An 18,475-nucleotide genomic window follows, 5' to 3' on the forward strand; every position below is an offset into this window, starting at 1 on the left:
ATTCTCCTTATTCACCACGTAAAACAACTGCCGGTTCTATCTTTACAGCTGTTTTTACAGGAAGCATTGTAGCCAGTGCCGTTACTACAATAGATAAGATAACTGTAATTGCTCCAACAAAGAATGGAACCCCTATCATTCGACCAAATACATGTACACCTACAGTATAAGCAAAAACATATCCGCCTCCGATACCTATTAAGCCTCCAATAAAGCCTAACATACAGCTTTCTCCAAAGAACTCTCCTGCAATATTAATATTGGTAGCCCCTAAAGCTTTCTTTAGTCCTATTTCTTTCCTACGCTCTTGTACAACTTCTGTCATAGTAGTTCCTACACAAATAAGTGTAAGCAAAAGTACTACTATCGTTACTAAAAGAACCAAAGCTTGTAATTTCCCCAGTACTGCTTGTTCTGATTTCACAATCTGATTTACAGTTTGTGGTCTAACATGAGGTGTCTTGTTTTTCATTTCTTTTTCTAAAACAGTAAGCTCTTTTGAATCTGCTACTACACTTACTTGTACCATACTAATCTGACCGGGTTTATCAATGAATTCTTGCATTTGCACTAAATCTATATACGCCAATTGTTCTTCTTTTCCACCAGTACGTACAATCCCCGACACGGTGTAGAAATCTTCTTTAGCCCCATCGCTAGACACCACTACGACTTGTGAGCCTATACTTGCTTGATATTTATCAACAAGTTCATGCCCAATAAGAATTTCTTTAGAACCCTTTTTAGGCATATGCCCTTCAATTTGCCAATATGGTGCAACTTTTTTTACTTCATCAAAGTCTGTACCTCCTACTAAAACAGGAGATTCATTAATTTTTAATCTTTCATATAAAAAAGGAGCTTTCCCTACAACTTCATGAGAATCAAGTAAGCTATATACAGGAGTAATACTATTCTCTGATAGTATTGTATTCCCCTCTGCCGGAATCAACAATAAGTTAGCACCATAGGCACGAAATTCTCGTCCCATTTGTTCAGGAACTTCTTTATAAACAGTAATCATCCCTGAAATAATAGTTGCACCAATAGCTACAGCTAGAAGTGCTATAAACATCCTAAATTTTCTTCTAAGCAATGCATTGACAACCATAGTGAAGTACATGCGAACTTTTTTCATATTCATAATCATCACCTACCATGAAGTACAATGCCGGGTCTCAGTTTTAATAACGATTTAATTGCCGGTAAACTGCCTATAAGAAGCATAAAAACAAGTAAAACCACAAGAAGTGGAACAACCATCCAGTTAATAGCAATTGCTGAACCGAAAACGGCTTGCCCAATAAATTGTGCAAATCCGATTCCAGCTATATATCCGACAATGCCACCGATAATGCCTGCTATAAAAATTTCAGTAAGTACTAACATAACTACCGATAAGTCTGTCGCGCCCAGAGCTTTTAATAATCCCAGCTCTTTGCTCCGTTCCATAACATTAGCACTGACAAGATTAGATACTCCCATAGTTGCGGATAAGAGAGACAGTGCTGTAATTAAAACCATAAGCATTTGTGTCTTATCTAAAATCTTTCCTTCTGATTCTGCAATTTGACGAACAGGTCTTGCTACAGATCCTTGTACAACTTCTTCAATTTGATATGCAATAGAACTTACATAAGCAGTACAATACCAAACTTCGTACTCTTTCATTGAAAGACTTTTCGGATTTTTTGATGCACGACGTGCCAATTCATTTTCGGGTGTTGTAATGGCACTGACTGTAATATTATCTATTTTTCCCTGTAATCCTAAAATATCTTGTGCAGTGGATAATTGTGTAATTACTTTATTATCTTCTTCTCCACCACTGGATAAAATACCTGCTACATATAGTGATTGTTCTTGATTATCTTTATCTTTAAAAGTTAAAGAATCGCCTTTATGAATCTGTAATCTATTCGCTAGTGCTGTTCCAACCAATGCATAACTTTGTTCATTATCTTTGGGCCATGCTCCATCAATTTGCCACCAAGACTTCATATAAGTTTCTCCCGTCGAAAAAATATCTCCGGTAGGTAACTCAATTTCATGATCAAACCAAGTCCCCTCTAAAGGAATAACATAACCATTATCCAATGTAATTTTCCCTTCAAGATGGGGAGATAAAGCTACTATATTATTTGTCCAAAAAATAGTTTTAATTTTACCTAAATCTGATTCATTTAAATACTCTTTAGGCGTATCTGCATCACTAACTCCATAAATATCTTTTAATATAGATGCATTTTTTGAAGTAACTGTAATGTTTGCACCAAAAGCTTTAAGTTCCTTATTGACCTTATCACCAACATCAAACATTACATTAAGCATAGCTGCCGCTAATGATATTCCAAGTGCTACTACAAGTGCCACAAAAAGAAGCTGACGCCCCTGACGAAATATTGTACCTTTTATCATTTGCCAAAACACGTATATCCCTCCTTTTTGTTATCTAAAATATTTTTCTGCTGCTTCTAAATCCTCTTGCTCAATATGAAGTTTTCCATCAGCAACTCCATAAGATAAAGGAATGGGATTACATCCCCCAGGCATTCCTATGGTTTGCTTATTCATAACTACATCACATAATTTACAAACTACTTGATCATCTCTTTCTATATATCCTGTAGGTCCACAAATCTCACAACAATCAAGCCCTACTCCATATGCCGATCCGCCTTTTCTTACAATAATAAAGCGGATAGAAGTTCCATTTTTAGTCCTATACGAAAAACGATGCAAATGTCCATCATCTACTTTTTCTATCTCCAAAGATACTTTATTATTTTCAGCAGTAACTGCAATGGCGGGAATCAATTCTTCTTCCTTAGTTGCATAAGTATATCCGAAAGTTGAGAAAAGAATCATAACCACCAAAATCCCAACCGATGCTTTCCCCCAACGTTTTTTATGCATATCTTTTGCAACTACTTTCCTATATTGTGCCGGATTCTGTTCTACATGACGTACAGGACATTTTTGTGAAAATAATGCTAACGGTACTGTAAATAATACTAAAAACACAACAAACACGACCCACCGCTGATGATCAATAATAGGCCCCATAATAACAAGTAATTGTCTGGTTGGTAAAATATGTCTTGCCATCAAAATTTGAATAATATACACCAGTTGTTGCAAAAAAAGTGCGGTTAATTGAATTAAATATACAACTGTAAGTCTTTTATCATTCAAAGATCTTGCTGCATGATAAATTAGCCAACTGCCAACAAAAGCAAGAAATCCACCTGAAATAAAGCCCAGCATTCTTACTATCATGGTTATAGAAAACATTTCGTTAACATTCAACATGGTTGTAACAGGAACTAACCAAATTTCCATTCCATAATACAATGAAAGTGAAATAATATTAAGGATAACACCACGTTTAAACCAAGAACTTCGTTGTTCTATTTTATTTTGATTACCAATTAACATACTTGCTAAAACAATTTCACTAATAATAGCAAAAAATGCCATTATCCCTTCAAAGCCTTCACGACTTATTGCATTTTTTGTACCTTGCTTTACTGCAATAAAAAATAAAGAAAGCCAGAATCCCCAATAAGCTGTTTTTCTAAAAAGGCTACGGTATCTTCCATTATCATATTCAGTTAAAATCGCAAACAATACCGATAAAGGCATCATTAATGCAATCCCAAATTCCATTGCAGGAATAAGCTGTTGTAAATAAAGTTGCATCTGCATGGAGAATTCCTTTCAAAATGAAAAGACTACATTATAGACAGAAATATACAAGATGAGCGTATTATAAAGAATAATCACGACTCTATATTGACCGAACTATACACTTATATAATCCGCTCATCTTATTATTCAAAAATCTATAATGTAGCACTCATCAAAGAAGAATCTATTCTTCTTATTATTTTATATCACCTTATCACCAATTACGCGGAACGTAATCAAAGGTCCATTTCATAACTACAGGTTCTTCCCAGAAATGTCCGGTTACACCGGTTTCTTTATCTACATGAAGGCTGTAGTTCTGACGAGCCGGGCTGTCAATAGAGAATTCACAGTCATAGGTACCTGCACCGAATAACTTCAAGTTAGCACCATAATGTGGACCATCATCAGCACTCATAGGCATAAATACACCTTCTAAAGTTTCGCCGGTCTGCTGTTTTGTCATTTTATAATGAACTGTCAAATAAGGAATCCATTCACCGACACCAAAACCGCATTCATTACCTTCTGTTGCATGAATATCGGTTTCCATGTGAATATCAGCCTTATCAGCAGCAAGCATAGATCCTTCCGGTTCCATTTGTACAGGTTGGAAATACACCAATGCAACTTTAAAGTGATTTTCAAGATCTTCTTGTTCATCACCAATTGGATATTCTTGGAACCCGGCAGCAGATGCGGTAAAACCTCCTGCTAAAACTGCAAGTGTTGTTGCTCCCAAAAGCAACTTCTTTGAGAACTTATTCATCTCAGCACTCTCCTATAAAAAATAAATAAATAATATAAAGTGAGATAAAATAGCTTATATGCTTTTTATCTTAATCAATAAGAGTACTCTTATTGACTATATCAATATTGGCAGCAGCAAATCCTGCAACTGCCAATATTACAAACTAACCTTGTGATTCTTTCTTTTATAAATCCAAATAATAGCAGCAAAGGCAAGAAGAAGAAGTTGTATTCCTATAGTTTCATAAGTAGGATATAAGCCTAACCAATCAATATTAGGTAACCAACTCCAAGGAATTACAGTCTGTGAAATGACTTGTGCTTCTTGTAGTTCACTCACTCCACTCCCCGCAAAGCTGACTGCCAATAAATACATAAAAGTACTGGTTACTACAAAAAATTGACGTAAAGGAATTCGAATAAGCCCCTTTTGAATAATAGCAAAAAGAATCGCAAGTATTATGCACGCAGCACCAAACCCTGCCCAAATCATATGGGTATCACCCGTTGCACTATTAAAGAGCGCTTGATAAAACAGAATCACTTCCGCCCCTTCTCTATATACAGCCAAAAATACTGCCAACCCTAAGGCCTTAGCTCGTCCGGTGGTCATACTGGACTGTACCATATCTTCAATATACTTTTTCCAGTTCTTTTCATTAGATTTTCCACCCATCCAAAAACTAATAGATAAAAGAACTACAACTGCAATAAGAGCAGTAATTCCTTCAATTAATTCTTGATTGGCACCTGCTGCAAAAGTATCTAATACTTCACTAAAAATGTAAGCGGTGACAAAACTGGCAGCAATAGCTGATACTGCATAGTTGTAAACAGAAGAAAGATATTTTTGATTATTAGACTTAATTAAATAAGCCATAATAGCAACTACAACTAAAATAGCTTCCAAACCTTCTCGAAGCATAATTAAAAGCGCAGGAATAAAAGATGCCCATTTACCACCGGTTCCTCCTTTATTTTCAAGCTTCTGTACATCCTCTCGAATCATAGCAAGTAGCTCATCTGCTTCATTACGTACAGCTTCTTTCCCATAATCTTCACGGATAGCTTTTTTTAATTTGCTATATTGATATTCTGTAAGATTAGCATCCTTAGAAGCAATGGTCGTTCGTATTGCTTTTTCTAGCCCATCTTTCTCATATACCCCATAATAAGAATCATTAATTGTTTTCTTGGCTGCCATTTGGTCGCCATTATTATATTGTTCTACACCTTGATTAACCATTTTTTCAATGTGAAGATATACTTGGTTCCATTCTTGTGCCGCATACGCAGGAGTCATAACACCTGTTATCAATAAAATAATCGTTACAATCATATGCATCATCTTTTTTCTCATAAGTACATCTCCCAATTATTTTAAGTATCAATGGTTCAATATATATTAAATGCCCAAATTCTTTTCTCTATAAATTTGTGAAAGTCTTGGAGAAACATTAAATGGAATCCCAATAATTTTATAACATTCCATAGGTTCTCCATGAGAGTCCAAAGCCGGTTTAAAAGTCCATCTTCGGCAAGCAGACATTGCCAGTTCATCTACAGAGCGTTTACCTGAAGTAACCACTACTGCGGCAGCAGTAACTTTACCATCAGTCCCAATGAGAACATTAACTTTAATAACACCATGGAAGTTTCCAATACCTTCTGTCGGATAAAAAGTTTCCAATACTTTAGGCGGCTGTCCCATCTGATGCCCGCCTCCACCTTTTCTTTTTACTACATTTTTATTAGAAATTTTATTATGTTTTGCTTCTTTCACACGCTCTTTATACTGCTGAATAGCTTCTTCCATATTAGTTGCCACAATGGGAGATTCATCATCTAAAACCTCCTCTGTCAATAAAGCCTCTTCTTGTGTCAACGGCAATTCATCTATTTCATCAGTAATATCTGTTTCGGGAGCTGAAGCATTAGTATCTGTACTAATATCTTTATCACTAATAGCGGTTACACCTTGTCCTATCTCTGCAAGACCTAATAAAGAACCATCTTCTGCCCCTTCTTTATATCCGATTTCGCCTATTCCCGATTCATCTTCTAAATCAATTAATCCACCTGAAACTGTTTGTGGAGCAGTTTTATCAATTAAATCATTAAAAACCGAAGCTCCGATAAAAAGTAAACCATGAAAAGCAAGCGCCATCATAACAATAAATGTCCAATTAGGTTTATATAGCTTTTTCATTGTCGCCTCGATTCTGCAGCTAAAGAAATATGTGCTCCTCCTGCCGATTTAATAGAATCAATAGTGTCTGTTACATAAAAATAATTAACATTTCGATCAGCCCGAATTATAAAAATGGAATCAGGATTTTCTGCAATAGTCTTTTTTACCGCGCCTATAATTTCTATAGTGGGTTGTTTTTCCATATCATAAAAAACATGACCATCTTTATCTATAGTTACAGAAATAATATTAGATTTAGTTTCCGTCTTAGCATTCACTACAGAAGGAAGAGTAATCTGCATAGTATTGACTTGTACCATATAAATTGTGCTTATCATAAAGAATACTAGTAAAAAAAGCATAATATCAATCATGGGAATAATGATGACACTTGGTTGCTTTAATATATGAAAATTACGTTTTCCTCTCATTAAAGCCCCCTCTGTTTAATTTCAGCTTCCACATGGGAACAAGCCCTTTCCATTACGGTTAACAAATGATCTACTTGTGCAGCAAACCATGTATGCACAACTAACGCAAAAATAGCTACGCAAAGACCTGTTGCCGTTGCAATAAGTGCTTCACCGATACCTCCGGTAATCGCTAACGGTTGTCCTGCTTGTAACGAAAAAACATTAAAAGAACTTATCATACCTGCAATAGTTCCTAATAAACCAAGCAATGGAGCTAAAGTAACAATCATTGACAAATAAGACAAACGGGCACGTAAGCTTTCTGCACCCACACTATAAGCAGTATCAATAGCTACTGTCGTATTTTGCCCTTTTATAGCTGCCTGTATCCCTTCTTCTACAATCATAGCTGCTATATTGTTTTCTTCTTTTACTTCTAATAAAAGATCATTAAAATCTTTACCTTGCATTATTTCAGGCAATTTAGAGACAAATGCATCTATATTTTTACCGGCACGTTTATAAAACATAATACGTTCAATCATGATAGAAGCAACACAAATAGAACAAATCAGTAAGATATACATAACCGAACCGCCGGCTTTAAATGTCTCAATAATTCCCATCATAAACTCCTTTATATTTGATTAATCTAATAATTTTTATAACATTTGTAATTCTATAGTGTCATCTAAAAAATGTATGTAATTTTGTACTCCTTTTGTTATAAAAGCTCTCCCATCATAAGTTATTAATACTGCCTCTATTTCAGGAACTTTTACAAGCCACTGCTTTACTTTATTTAATCCACTGGCGAGACAAGCAGCTCCACCAAAAGGCGCTATTATTTTATTACGTTTAAAAATCAAAGTGGCACTAATTAACGGTATTTCATCTTTTACAGTATGAAAAATATGACTATAAAAAGTATCTTTATGCTTAATAAACCTTCGATAATCACCTGAAGTTTGAATCATATCCCAATTATCAAGCATAATAGTTGCAAGCAAGGTATTTCTTTTTCGCGGATGTTGGATTCCTATACACCATGGGCTGCCATCTGATTTATTACCAACAGTAGCTATATCTCCCCCCGCATCAATCAGCATTCCTTCGTGGTACTTTTCCTCTGCCAAACAAGCAGATTGAAAAAGTGCAAACTCTTTTGCTATTCCTCCTAAATCAATAGACATTCCTTTTTTCTTTAAAAAAACAGAATGATTCTTAATTTCTAATGCTTCTATATCCACCAACTTCGTAGCTGCTTTAATTGCTTCTTCACCAGGAAAACCGGCATTATCTTGACCTATATTCCACAGTGAACTTAGTACCCCTATAGTCGGATTAAATGCCCCTTCCGTAAATTTTGTTTCTTTCCAAGCTTCTAAACAAATTTCCTCACATAAAGGCGATACAGAAACAGGACCAACTCCTGCATTTCGGTTTATGCAAGAAATCTCACTATTCTCAAGAAATCGGCTACATACATGTTCTATCTTTTGGAAATAATCAGAAACTTTATCTGCTACCTTTTTATGAGGTTTACCATATTGTGTAACTTTTAAAAAAGTCCCCATAATGCCACCATATATGGTTGTAATTGATTATTTTTCATAAGTAAAACAAAACCTTGTTAACCAATAATATAGAATTTTCCTGATTTTATTATATCTTTAAGTTGCTAATAGTATACTTGTTTTCTTTATTGAAGTCAATAATTATTATCAATTAGATTCTCATTTTAATTCATTTTTACTACATATAGTATATACATATTTAACCTTAATCTCTTTGCTATGTTTTTGTATATTAAACAATACCTATATATTCACATATTATAAAAGACGTAATTTGTAAGTTACGTCTTTTATAATTATCTTAAATATTAAGGATGTCATCTAATATTAGCTAACGTTTCTGCCAACACACGAATCATAGTTGCAATACTATCTAATTCTACAGATTCATCAGCACTATGAATATTATGCGTATTCGGTCCTATTGAAATAATGTCCGCTGAAGAGTTTAAATGGTAAAAATGTCCCGTCTCCAACCCCCCATGAACAGCCTCTTTACGAACTTTACGTCCCGTAACTTTTTCAAAAGCCTTTTCATATAAAGGTGCTAACCGACTAACAGCATTAACAGTCCAAGCCGGTTCCTGTTTTCCCTGCTCATAAGAAAACCCGGTAAGTTCCGCAAATAAAGGTAACTTTTGTAATAAATTGGATAACCTATCATCTGCTCCGGCTCGTGGGAAATATTCAAAAGTAACTATATCATCTGTTGTTTTAATAGTACCAATATTAGAAGATAGTTCCGGTAATCTTGGCAAAGACTGATTCATAACAAAAGTACCACAATGCAATATACATAAGAGATTAATTAACATTTCAGTGTCTTTTAATGAAAATGTATGAACAGGAACAGCAACTTCTTCCACATCCCATTTGGCTTTATCTTCAATGCCTTTATAGATTCGATAGAATGCTTCTTTAACAGATGTAATTGTAGAATTAATGGCATCTATATCTTTTTTATTGCATACAACAACAGCCGAGCTATTAGCAGGAATTGCATTAGCTGCGTCACCACCATCAATAGCAGCTAACCTATAATCTATTCCTTTTTTTCGTATAGCCAATAAGGTTTCAGCCAACGCTTGTATTGCATTACTCTTTCCATGACTAATTGTTTCTCCGGAATGTCCCCCAATAAACTCATGCGTTTTAATGCAAACTGCATAATCATGAATCGTATTTTCCCACTGTATATGTCTTGTAAAGTGCGTGTGACAACTTCCGGCAGAACCTGTGCAAATAACATCCAAATTTTCAGAGTCACAATTAATAATATTTTGAGCATCACAAATATATTTTGGGTTTAGACGTGCTGCTCCGGTCATTCCTGTTTCTTCATCTGTGGTAAAAATAATACGAAGCGGCCCATGATCTACACCGAGTTTCAACAAGATTAATATACTTGCTAAACCGGCCCCGTCATCCGCCCCTAAACTAGTTCTATCTGCACGTAAAATATTTCCTTCTCTAATTAATTTTATTTCACTAGTTAGAGGATCAAAAGGATATCCCGGTTTTGCTACACAAACCATATCCATATGTCCTTGTAATATAGTAAGAGGTGCCTTTTCATAACCTGTAGTCGCAGGAACTTCAGCAATAATGTTATAAGCTTCATCTTGTACAACTTCTGTAACACCTAATGCCTGAAGTCGATTAACCAAATAATCACTAATTGCTTTTTCATGATGAGACGGTCTAGGATGTTTAGCAAATCCTTTAAATTCTTCCATGACTAATTCAATAAGTTCCTTATCTTGTACCATAAATCCTCCTTAATTATTAAATTATTCCTAATAAAGGCCATGCACGATACATCATGTTAAAATAAATTTTGAGCTACAATGATATTTATTTTCATTATAGCACAATAAACATATTAACTTATTTTATAATATCTATATATTCCTTCATATTTATATAACATAATCAGCATAACTACGTTAAATGATATATAATAAAAGAGTATATATTCTTTTATTTTTAATTCTATTATATTTTTGTAGGAGGAAACCTATATGACTGAAAAAAAAGACTTATCTGCAGAAAATGTAAGTTATCCAACTCTACCGGAACTTACATTTAGAGGTATGTTCTTGGGTATGCTCATTACCATTATTTTTACAGCGTCCAATGTATATTTAGGATTAAAAGTAGGGTTAACTTTTTCTTCATCTATCCCTGCTGCTATTATTTCCATGGCTATACTGCGATTCTGCAAAAATTCTAATATTTTAGAAAATAATATGGTTCAAACACAAGCTTCTGCTGCAGGAACTCTTTCTGCTATTATCTTTATTTTGCCGGGATTGCTTATGCTTGGATACTGGCAAGGATTCCCCTTCTGGGAAACACTGTTACTCTGTGCTTGTGGCGGATCAATGGGTGTTTTATTTACCATTCCGCTTCGCCGTGCCATGGTGGTTAACAGTGATCTTCCTTATCCGGAAGGTCGTGCAGCTGCCGAAATATTAAAAGTAGGCAGTCAGCTTCGTAAAGAAAAAGAATCTCCTTCTAATGAAAAAAAAAAAAATCCAGTGGGATGAAAGATATTATCAACGGTATTCTTATATCCGGTATATTTTCTTTATTATCTAATGGATTTCATGTGGCTTCTGCAGAAGTAAGTCATTGGATTAGCCTCGGTCGCACAGCTGCAACACAGCTTCCAATGGGTTTCTCCATGGCTTTGTTAGGTGCCGGATATCTGATAGGTATTGCCAGTGGTATGTCTATCTTTATAGGAACACTTTTGTCTTGGGGCGTGCTAGTTCCATATCTGACAAGTATTTTACCACCGGAGCAAGGACAAACTATTGCTGCTTTTGCACAATCAGTATGGGCTTCTAAAGTTCGATTTATCGGTGCAGGTTGTATTGGTACTGCAGCAGTTTGGACACTTATTACTCTTACGAAACCGGTTATTGACGGAATAAAAATGTCTATTGCTGCGGTAAAGAATAACAACTCTGCTAAAGATAAAATTCTTCACCATACAGATATTGATATGAGTCCTAAGTCTGTTATTCTTGTATTACTTACAATTATTGTAGGACTATTTATTGCATTTTATTCTTTTGTAAGTGGATTTGATTTATCACTTCTTGAAAACAGGACAATTAGTAGGTGCCACACCATGGAAACAACAGGTCGCATTAATTATTGGATCTATTGTTGGTGCATTTGCTATTGCTCCGGTATTAAATCTTTTATATCAAGCATACGGTTTTACAGGTGCATTACCTCGTGCCGGTATGGACCCATCACAAGCACTTGGTGCTCCACAAGCTACTTTAATGACCACAATTGCCCAAGGAATTTTTAGCTCTACTTTGGACTGGAACTATATCCTTATTGGAATTGTTGTAGGTATTATTGCTATTATCACCGATAGACTACTTAAACATTTCTCCAAAGGTAAACTGTCCCTTCCTCCACTTGCTGTAGGAATGGGAATTTATTTACCGCCCACACTAGAGCTTCCTTTAGTAGTCGGCTCTATAATGGGTTACTTTATTCATAAAAAATTAAAAGCAAGAGCTGCGACTAGAAGTCCCGGACATGAAGAACAAGATTTTGAATCATGCAACCAACGAGGAGTTTTATTTGCGTCCGGACTTATTGTCGGTGAAAGTCTTATGGGCGTATTAATTGCATTGCTTATTGTTATATCTGTGACTTCCGGTGGAAGCGAAAATCCACTAGCACTTGTAAATGCAGATTTCCAAACCATAGCCGATTTAATTGGCAGTGCATGCTTTATTGGTACCATTCTTTACTTCATCCGTCATATTTTTAAAACACAATACACACCTGATGATTCAGAATAAACAAAAAAGAGTTCAGAATTTCTGGACTCTTTTTTATTGAGTTATCACTATTTTACAGTATATAATAAAAGATATATAAAAATAATTTACAAGGAGGATTCTATGAAAATTATTCACTCTGAACAAGCACCCGCTGCCATTGGACCTTATTCACAAGCATATGAAGCTAATGGATTTATATTCACTTCCGGTCAATTAGGAATTAACCCTTCTACCGGAAAAATGCCGGAAACCATAACTGAACAAACAGAACAGGCTTGTAAAAACATTGCAGCTATTTTAGCTGCTTCCGGACTTTCTATGATGAATGTAATAAAAACCACTTGTTTTTTAGCTGATATTAATGATTTTAAAGCATTTAACGAAGTGTATGCAAAACATTTTGTAAGCAAGCCGGCAAGAAGCTGTTTTGCTGTAAAATCACTTCCTGCTAACGGCTTATGTGAAATTGAAGTAATTGCTGCTAAATAATTTATTTTACTTACAGAAAAAGTTATGATAAGTTTCTCTGATTTATGTAATACATGCCGTACTTTCCGCAGATTTAAACAAATACCAATTTCTAAAGAAATTTTATATGACATTGTAAAAAACATGCGAGGTATTCCCTCTGCACGTAACAAACAACCACTCCGATATATTATTATACATAATCCTATTATAGTAGAAAAAGTTCAAGCATTTTTTCACTTTGCTGCAGCATTACCACCTGAACTTGGGCAACCCAAACAAGGAGAGCAGCCCACTGCATTTATCCTTATTTGTATTGAAAATGAAAGTTTATCCAATAGTGCTATAGATATAGGAATTGCAGTACGAACATTACAATTAGGTGCATGGGAAAAACAGATAGGAAGCTGTATATTGGGAAATGTAGAGTTTAATAAAGTCATGTCTACTATAGGTGAGATTTATACTTCATGGAAACCGACTTTAGCCCTCGCATTAGGATATCCGGCACACCAGAGTCATATAATAAATATCCCTAAAAACCAAAATATTGCATATACTATAGATGAAAATAAAAACTATTATGTCCCTAAAAGACTAGAATCAGATATTTTGCTGTGGAAATAATAAAAGCTCCTAAAAGGAGCTTTTATTATTATGCAGTTTTGTTTTACTGAATTTGGAACACAGCATTCACTGTAGTTTCCATTTCTTCTTTAGTTGCTTCTACCGGTGTAGTTTCTCTCATACCTACTGCCTTCAAATCCATCTCTGCTTCAAAAACAGGTGCATATACACTTCGGGAGGATTGACTAAGCGATACAGTTCCTATCACTTTACTACCTACTGTTTCCGCCATAATTTCTGCTTTATGCAAAGCATTCTGCGTGGCAAGTCTAAGTACTCTATCACTATATTGAGATCTATCCTTTACGCCAAAGTTAACAGAATGTACATTCATTGCACCTGCTTCTACAGCTGCATCCATAACTTTTCCTACTATCTTTACATTATCTACTACAATTTTTAAAGAATTAGTAGCTTCGTATTCTTTAAAAACTCTCTTTCCGTTTTTATCATAAGTGTATTCCGGACTTACAGAATAACTGTCTGTTTCCAATTTAGATTCTATAGCACCTGCCAAGATAACAGCCTTCTTCACTTTATTCATAATCACAGCATTTTCACGAGAAGCAACTTTAGCGTCCGGAGAGTATGTTTCTACTGTTGCATAAAAAGTAGCTGTATCTGCAGGGATTAAAATACGTGCATTTCCTGTTACCGAAATAGTATGCTCTTCTGCGTTTGCTGATACCGTCATAAACGAACCGGCTATGAGTCCGGAAAGAAGTACAGCTATTAATTTCTTATTCATACAATTCCTCCTATTTAAATAAATTATCTACCATTGCTTACGATATCCTCAGTATATGTATACACAGAATATGAGTCAATACCATTTATTATAATTTAACATTTAAAATAATATTCTTTCTCTATTAGTTTAGTGTTATACTAAAGAATAATAAATAGAGGAAGGTTATTTTTATGATATCAATTGTTACCCCCGTTTATAACGAAGAAGAAAACATAACATTCTTTCATGCCGCCGTAACTAAGGTCATGGAAAAAATAGATGACGAATATGAGCTCATTTATGTAAATGACGGTTCTACCGATAATACAGAAATACTAATTAATGAATTAGCAAAAAAGGATTCTCATGTTCGTGCATTAACATTTGCTCGTAATTTTGGGCATCAAATAGCTATTACCTGTGGTATGGATTTTGCACGTGGTGATGCTATTATTACAATGGACGGAGATATGCAACATCCACCGGAACTGATTCCTCTTCTTTTAGAAAAATGGTATGACGGATATAACATTGTACAAACAATTCGTACATCCACAGAAGATTCAGGTTTCCTTAAAAAATCTACATCGGCAGGGTACTATGCTTTTATTAACTCTATTTCCAATACTCATATTGTACCCGGTGGATCTGATTTTCGTTTAATGGACAGAAAAGCATTGGAAGTATTTAAGCAGTTTAAAGAGCATAGTCGCTTTATTCGAGGCATTGTAGGCGGATTAGGCTTTAAACAAACTACTATAAAATTTGCTGCACCCAGACGTCATGCAGGAAGCTCAAAATTTTCTCTAAGAAAAATGCTTCATTTTGCACTGGACGGAATTATCACTAATTCAACAATTCCACTTAGACTTTCTCTCTATATCGGGTTAATTGCCGCTCTAGCCGGTGTCTTATTAATATTCCATGTACTTTACTGTTATCTAACAGGTTCTGCAGCACCCGGTTGGGCAACCATGACTATTTTAATTTCTATTTTTGGCAGCGTCAATCTCATGGGGCTAGGTGTTATCGGTGAATATATAGGAAAAATCTTAGAGGAGTCACGAAATCGTCCTTTATATTGGCTATCACATGACTCTGCTATATCATCTGATTCACTAGATAGTAGAAAAAAATCACTCCCCCCAAAAGGGCCTTAAGGGCTCTTTTTTATTAAAGAAAGGTCCTTTCATGAATACTGCTACAGCTGATATAAATCCATATCTTGGTATACTTTCAAAATATAAAACATCTGATCGTTTTCAAGTTATTTATCAAATTTACACTTCAGATTATAAAGAAGCTCTTGAGCGTGCAAAATCTATTGCTATTGAACAAACTATTGAGTGCCCCTATTCTTTAGTAGAAAATACATTTATTGCTGAAACTATTGTAGGTAAAATTGAAACTGTCACAAAAATGGATCCTACACATTACGTGGTATGTATTTCTTATGATACACAGGCTATCGGTAACGAATTTACCGCTTTTGTAAATACCTTATTCGGAAATAGCAGCCTTTCCTATGGAATTCGTCTTCTTGCTTTTTCTATTCCTAAACGTATGTCTAATCAATTTAAAGGTCCCCGTCTAGGCATAAATAAGTTAAGAAATCTTGTACAAGTAAATAAAGAGCCTATTCTAATGTCTGCAATTAAACCACTAGGAACCTCTGTAGAAAAATTAGCTTCTATGGTGTATGAACTGGCCAGTGGCGGTTGCTCTATCATCAAAGACGATCATAACCTTATGAATCAATCTTATGCACCGTTTACGTCCAGAGTACAAGCATGTGTAAATGCTATACAAGCCGCCTATGAAGAAACAGGATACAAAGCTCTTTATATTGCAAACTGCAATGGAGATGGAACGGAAGTATATAATAGAGCTTATGAAGCTAAAAAACTGGGAGCAGACGGTATTATGATTTCCCCTGGACTTGTTGGATTCGGTGCTATACACCAATTATCGCAAGATCCTAATTTTAATTTACCAATCTTTGCACACCCAAGTTTTGCGGGACCATTGACAACAACAGAGCAATCCGGGATAAGCCCCTATTGCTATTTTGGACAACTAACTCGTTTAGCAGGATGTGACGCTTCTATCTTTACAAGTTTTAATGGACGTTTCTCTTATACTAAAGAAACCTGTTTATCTATTTCCAAAGCGGCCACAGAACCTCTACATAATATTTCTCCCATGTTTCCTGTTCCCGCAGGTGGAATGAAATCGGAATTATTTTCCTCCATGTATCAAGTATATGGAGCTGATGTAATTTTCCTTGTAGGAGGAGCACTTCTTACACATAGTAATAATCTTACACAAAGTACCAAATTCTTTAGAAAACAAATAAAAAACTTAATGAATAACTAAAAAAAAGAGAGCTTATAAAGATAAGTTCTCTTTTTTTGTTATTCATCTACTATTTCTCTATGTAATATAAGTGAAGTTAAAAAAGCAATAAATAACATTCCTGCAAATAATTGCAATGTATACATATAACTTCCTGTAATTTCTTTCATAAAAGTTAATATTACAGGACCTACAATCCCTGCTATTCCCCATGCAGTTAAAATACTTCCATGAATGGAAGATAACTGCTTTACTCCAAAAATATCAGAAATGAAAGCCGGCATACAAGAAAATCCTCCACCATAACAGCTAATAATAATAAAAACCAAACTCTGAAAAAGGAATATGTTACGAGTAAATGATAGAAGAATAAAAGCTATAATCTGAAGTAAAAAGAAACATATATAAGTTCGACTTCTTCCTATCCAGTCTGAAATGCTAGACCAACCAATACGTCCTCCTCCATTAACTAATCCAATAACCCCTACCAAGGAAGCCGCTTCCATAGGTGACATTCCTACCAGTTCTTGTGCCATAGGTGATACTACGGCTAACAAACCGATTCCACAAGTAATATTAATAAAAAAAATACCCCATAAAGCATAAAATTGCCAAGTCCGAATAGCTTCCTTTCTAGTCATCTGCTTTCTTTCTGCCGAAAGTGGTAACCCTTCTTTAGGTTGTTTAATTACAGTAGTAAGTGTAGGAATACCATCTGCAATACGAGGTGCTCGTAAACAGGATGATGAACTATATATAATAAGGAAATAAAGAATTCCCATACTCATAAACATAGATTCTAAACTATATATTTCAATTAAGTATTGCATCACGGGACCTGCTATTAGAGAAGCAAATCCAAATCCCATAATCGCCAATCCCGTAGCAAAACCACGATGATTAGGAAACCATTTAATCAGAGTGGATACCGGAGTAATGTATCCAACACCTAGACCAATTCCACCAATAAATCCATAAAAAATATAGAGTAACAGTAAGCTTTTAAAATAAATAGCTGCTGCCGTTCCTATCATTCCCAAGGAAAAACAATAAGCAGATAATCTTCCGGATTTTACCGGACCGATTTGTTCTACAAAACGACCAAGAATACATGCAGACATTCCCAAAAAAAAGATAGCAATAGAAAATGATAATGTAGTTTGGCTAAAAGTAATGTGCATAGACTGCATAACCGGTTTAACTAATACACTCCAAGCATATACACTGCCAATACAAATATGTATTCCTACGGCAGCCATAGCAATTAATATTCGATATTTTTTCATAACAATCCCTCCTCTATAAAAAAGAGAAAAGAGCGTAAAAAAACGCCTGAGCTTTTCTCTGCCCAGACGGTCGACATCTTAATTTACAGTTCATGTGGTTTATTCCACCTTATCCGTCAGTCCTGTAAATCTTATTATATGGTCATAATAGCATCCCTATATAAAACCTGCAAGTTATCCCTATATCAAAAATTAAATTTTAAATTCAAAAACTCTTGATAATTTCTTGCTATATCCGGCTTTTTCTTTCGTTTGATTCCATAAAGAAGCTTCTTTCATTCTTTGTTCTCTTTCCAAACGAGTTACTGCGGTATCAGCCACCACCATACAGATAGTGCATCCGCGATTTTTTAATCGAAGTAACGTAGAATCAGAAGGTGGTGGAAAAAATTCACTTTTTTCTTCCAACTCTAAAAGCATGCGACATAAAGCCAATCTTGCACTATTCATCGCCTCTTCCATGGATTTCCCATTAGCACTACATCCTGCTATATCCGGAAAATCAGCAACATACACACCTTGATTACGTTTATAAGTAAAAATAGCAGGATATATATATCTCATACTATTTTA

The 18,475-nt window shown here is 35.0% G+C and carries 17 protein-coding genes, 1 pseudogene and 1 riboswitch; of the genes and pseudogenes, 5 read left to right on the forward strand and 13 right to left on the reverse strand.

All coding sequences use genetic code 11. The features are described from left to right. Positions 1-7: 7 nt before the first annotated feature. The 10 genes from BCB69_RS04900 to pepD form a co-directional block, all read right to left on the reverse strand. Complete coding sequence (locus BCB69_RS04900) at positions 8-1,144, reverse strand: ABC transporter permease (RefSeq protein ID WP_216821531.1); 1,137 nt, start codon at positions 1,142-1,144, stop codon at positions 8-10. 5 nt (positions 1,145-1,149) lie between these two features. After that, complete coding sequence (locus BCB69_RS04905; RefSeq protein WP_022513596.1) at positions 1,150-2,430, reverse strand: ABC transporter permease; 1,281 nt, start codon at positions 2,428-2,430, stop codon at positions 1,150-1,152. An 18-nt stretch (positions 2,431-2,448) separates the two neighbouring features. Beyond that, positions 2,449-3,708, reverse strand: a complete 1,260-nt coding sequence (locus BCB69_RS04910; RefSeq protein WP_022513595.1) for a DUF2318 domain-containing protein — start codon at positions 3,706-3,708, stop codon at positions 2,449-2,451. Positions 3,709-3,904: 196 nt separating this feature from the next. Continuing rightward, entirely contained in the window at positions 3,905-4,459 is a 555-nt protein-coding gene (locus BCB69_RS04915) for an iron transporter (protein WP_022513594.1), read from the reverse strand. A 138-nt stretch (positions 4,460-4,597) separates the two neighbouring features. Continuing rightward, positions 4,598-5,800: an FTR1 family iron permease gene (locus BCB69_RS04920; protein ID WP_069177178.1), complete on the reverse strand. Its 1,203-nt coding sequence runs from the start codon at positions 5,798-5,800 to the stop codon at positions 4,598-4,600. 45 nt (positions 5,801-5,845) lie between these two features. Next, the gene (locus tag BCB69_RS04925; RefSeq protein ID WP_069177179.1) at positions 5,846-6,649 is read right to left on the reverse strand and encodes an energy transducer TonB; all 804 of its coding nucleotides are present in this window, start codon (positions 6,647-6,649) and stop codon (positions 5,846-5,848) included. After that, positions 6,646-7,062 (reverse strand): ExbD/TolR family protein, encoded by a 417-nt coding sequence (locus tag BCB69_RS04930; protein WP_022513591.1) that lies wholly within the window; start codon positions 7,060-7,062, stop codon positions 6,646-6,648. The genes BCB69_RS04925 and BCB69_RS04930 overlap by 4 nt, the downstream gene beginning before the upstream one ends. Next, positions 7,062-7,673 (reverse strand): MotA/TolQ/ExbB proton channel family protein, encoded by a 612-nt coding sequence (locus BCB69_RS04935; protein WP_069177180.1) that lies wholly within the window; start codon positions 7,671-7,673, stop codon positions 7,062-7,064. The genes BCB69_RS04930 and BCB69_RS04935 overlap by 1 nt, the downstream gene beginning before the upstream one ends. Before the next feature lie 33 nt (positions 7,674-7,706). Then, a complete protein-coding gene (locus BCB69_RS04940; protein WP_069177181.1) occupies positions 7,707-8,621 on the reverse strand; it encodes an FAD:protein FMN transferase in 915 nt (304 codons plus the stop codon). 317 nt (positions 8,622-8,938) lie between these two features. Beyond that, on the reverse strand, positions 8,939-10,390 hold the full coding sequence (pepD, locus tag BCB69_RS04945; protein ID WP_069177182.1) for a beta-Ala-His dipeptidase: 1,452 nt from the start codon (positions 10,388-10,390) through the stop codon (positions 8,939-8,941). Positions 10,391-10,642: 252 nt separating this feature from the next. Between pepD and BCB69_RS04950 the strand changes: the two are divergent. From BCB69_RS04950 to BCB69_RS04960, 3 genes and pseudogenes are all read left to right on the forward strand, one after another. Next, positions 10,643-12,454: pseudogene (locus tag BCB69_RS04950) on the forward strand (OPT family oligopeptide transporter). 102 nt (positions 12,455-12,556) lie between these two features. Next, the gene (locus BCB69_RS04955) at positions 12,557-12,925 is read left to right on the forward strand and encodes a RidA family protein (RefSeq protein WP_022513153.1); all 369 of its coding nucleotides are present in this window, start codon (positions 12,557-12,559) and stop codon (positions 12,923-12,925) included. 24 nt (positions 12,926-12,949) lie between these two features. Beyond that, complete coding sequence (locus tag BCB69_RS04960) at positions 12,950-13,531, forward strand: nitroreductase family protein (RefSeq protein ID WP_236887180.1); 582 nt, start codon at positions 12,950-12,952, stop codon at positions 13,529-13,531. Between the two features lie 43 nt (positions 13,532-13,574). Here BCB69_RS04960 and BCB69_RS04965 read toward each other — a convergent pair whose 3' ends face one another. After that, positions 13,575-14,279, reverse strand: a complete 705-nt coding sequence (locus BCB69_RS04965; RefSeq protein ID WP_069177183.1) for an SIMPL domain-containing protein — start codon at positions 14,277-14,279, stop codon at positions 13,575-13,577. A gap of 173 nt (positions 14,280-14,452) precedes the next feature. On the opposite strand from BCB69_RS04965, the gene BCB69_RS04970 reads away from it, so the two are divergent. Further along, entirely contained in the window at positions 14,453-15,421 is a 969-nt protein-coding gene (locus BCB69_RS04970) for a glycosyltransferase family 2 protein (RefSeq protein ID WP_069177184.1), read from the forward strand. A gap of 31 nt (positions 15,422-15,452) precedes the next feature. Then, positions 15,453-16,637 carry a RuBisCO large subunit C-terminal-like domain-containing protein gene (locus tag BCB69_RS04975; RefSeq protein ID WP_069177185.1) on the forward strand — a complete coding sequence of 395 codons (1,185 nt, stop codon included), beginning with the start codon at positions 15,453-15,455 and terminating at the stop codon, positions 16,635-16,637. Between the two features lie 38 nt (positions 16,638-16,675). On the opposite strand, the gene BCB69_RS04980 is transcribed toward BCB69_RS04975, so the two are convergent. Both BCB69_RS04980 and BCB69_RS04985 read right to left on the reverse strand, forming a co-directional pair. Next, positions 16,676-17,902, reverse strand: a complete 1,227-nt coding sequence (locus BCB69_RS04980; protein WP_069177186.1) for an L-lactate MFS transporter — start codon at positions 17,900-17,902, stop codon at positions 16,676-16,678. A 53-nt stretch (positions 17,903-17,955) separates the two neighbouring features. After that, positions 17,956-18,036, reverse strand: a riboswitch (ZMP/ZTP riboswitch). Between the two features lie 58 nt (positions 18,037-18,094). Continuing rightward, positions 18,095-18,466: a type II toxin-antitoxin system HicB family antitoxin gene (locus BCB69_RS04985; protein ID WP_022513269.1), complete on the reverse strand. Its 372-nt coding sequence runs from the start codon at positions 18,464-18,466 to the stop codon at positions 18,095-18,097. Positions 18,467-18,475: the final 9 nt, after the last annotated feature.

The organism is Dialister pneumosintes, assembly GCF_001717505.1.
Lineage (GTDB): Bacteria > Bacillota > Negativicutes > Veillonellales > Dialisteraceae > Allisonella > Allisonella pneumosinta.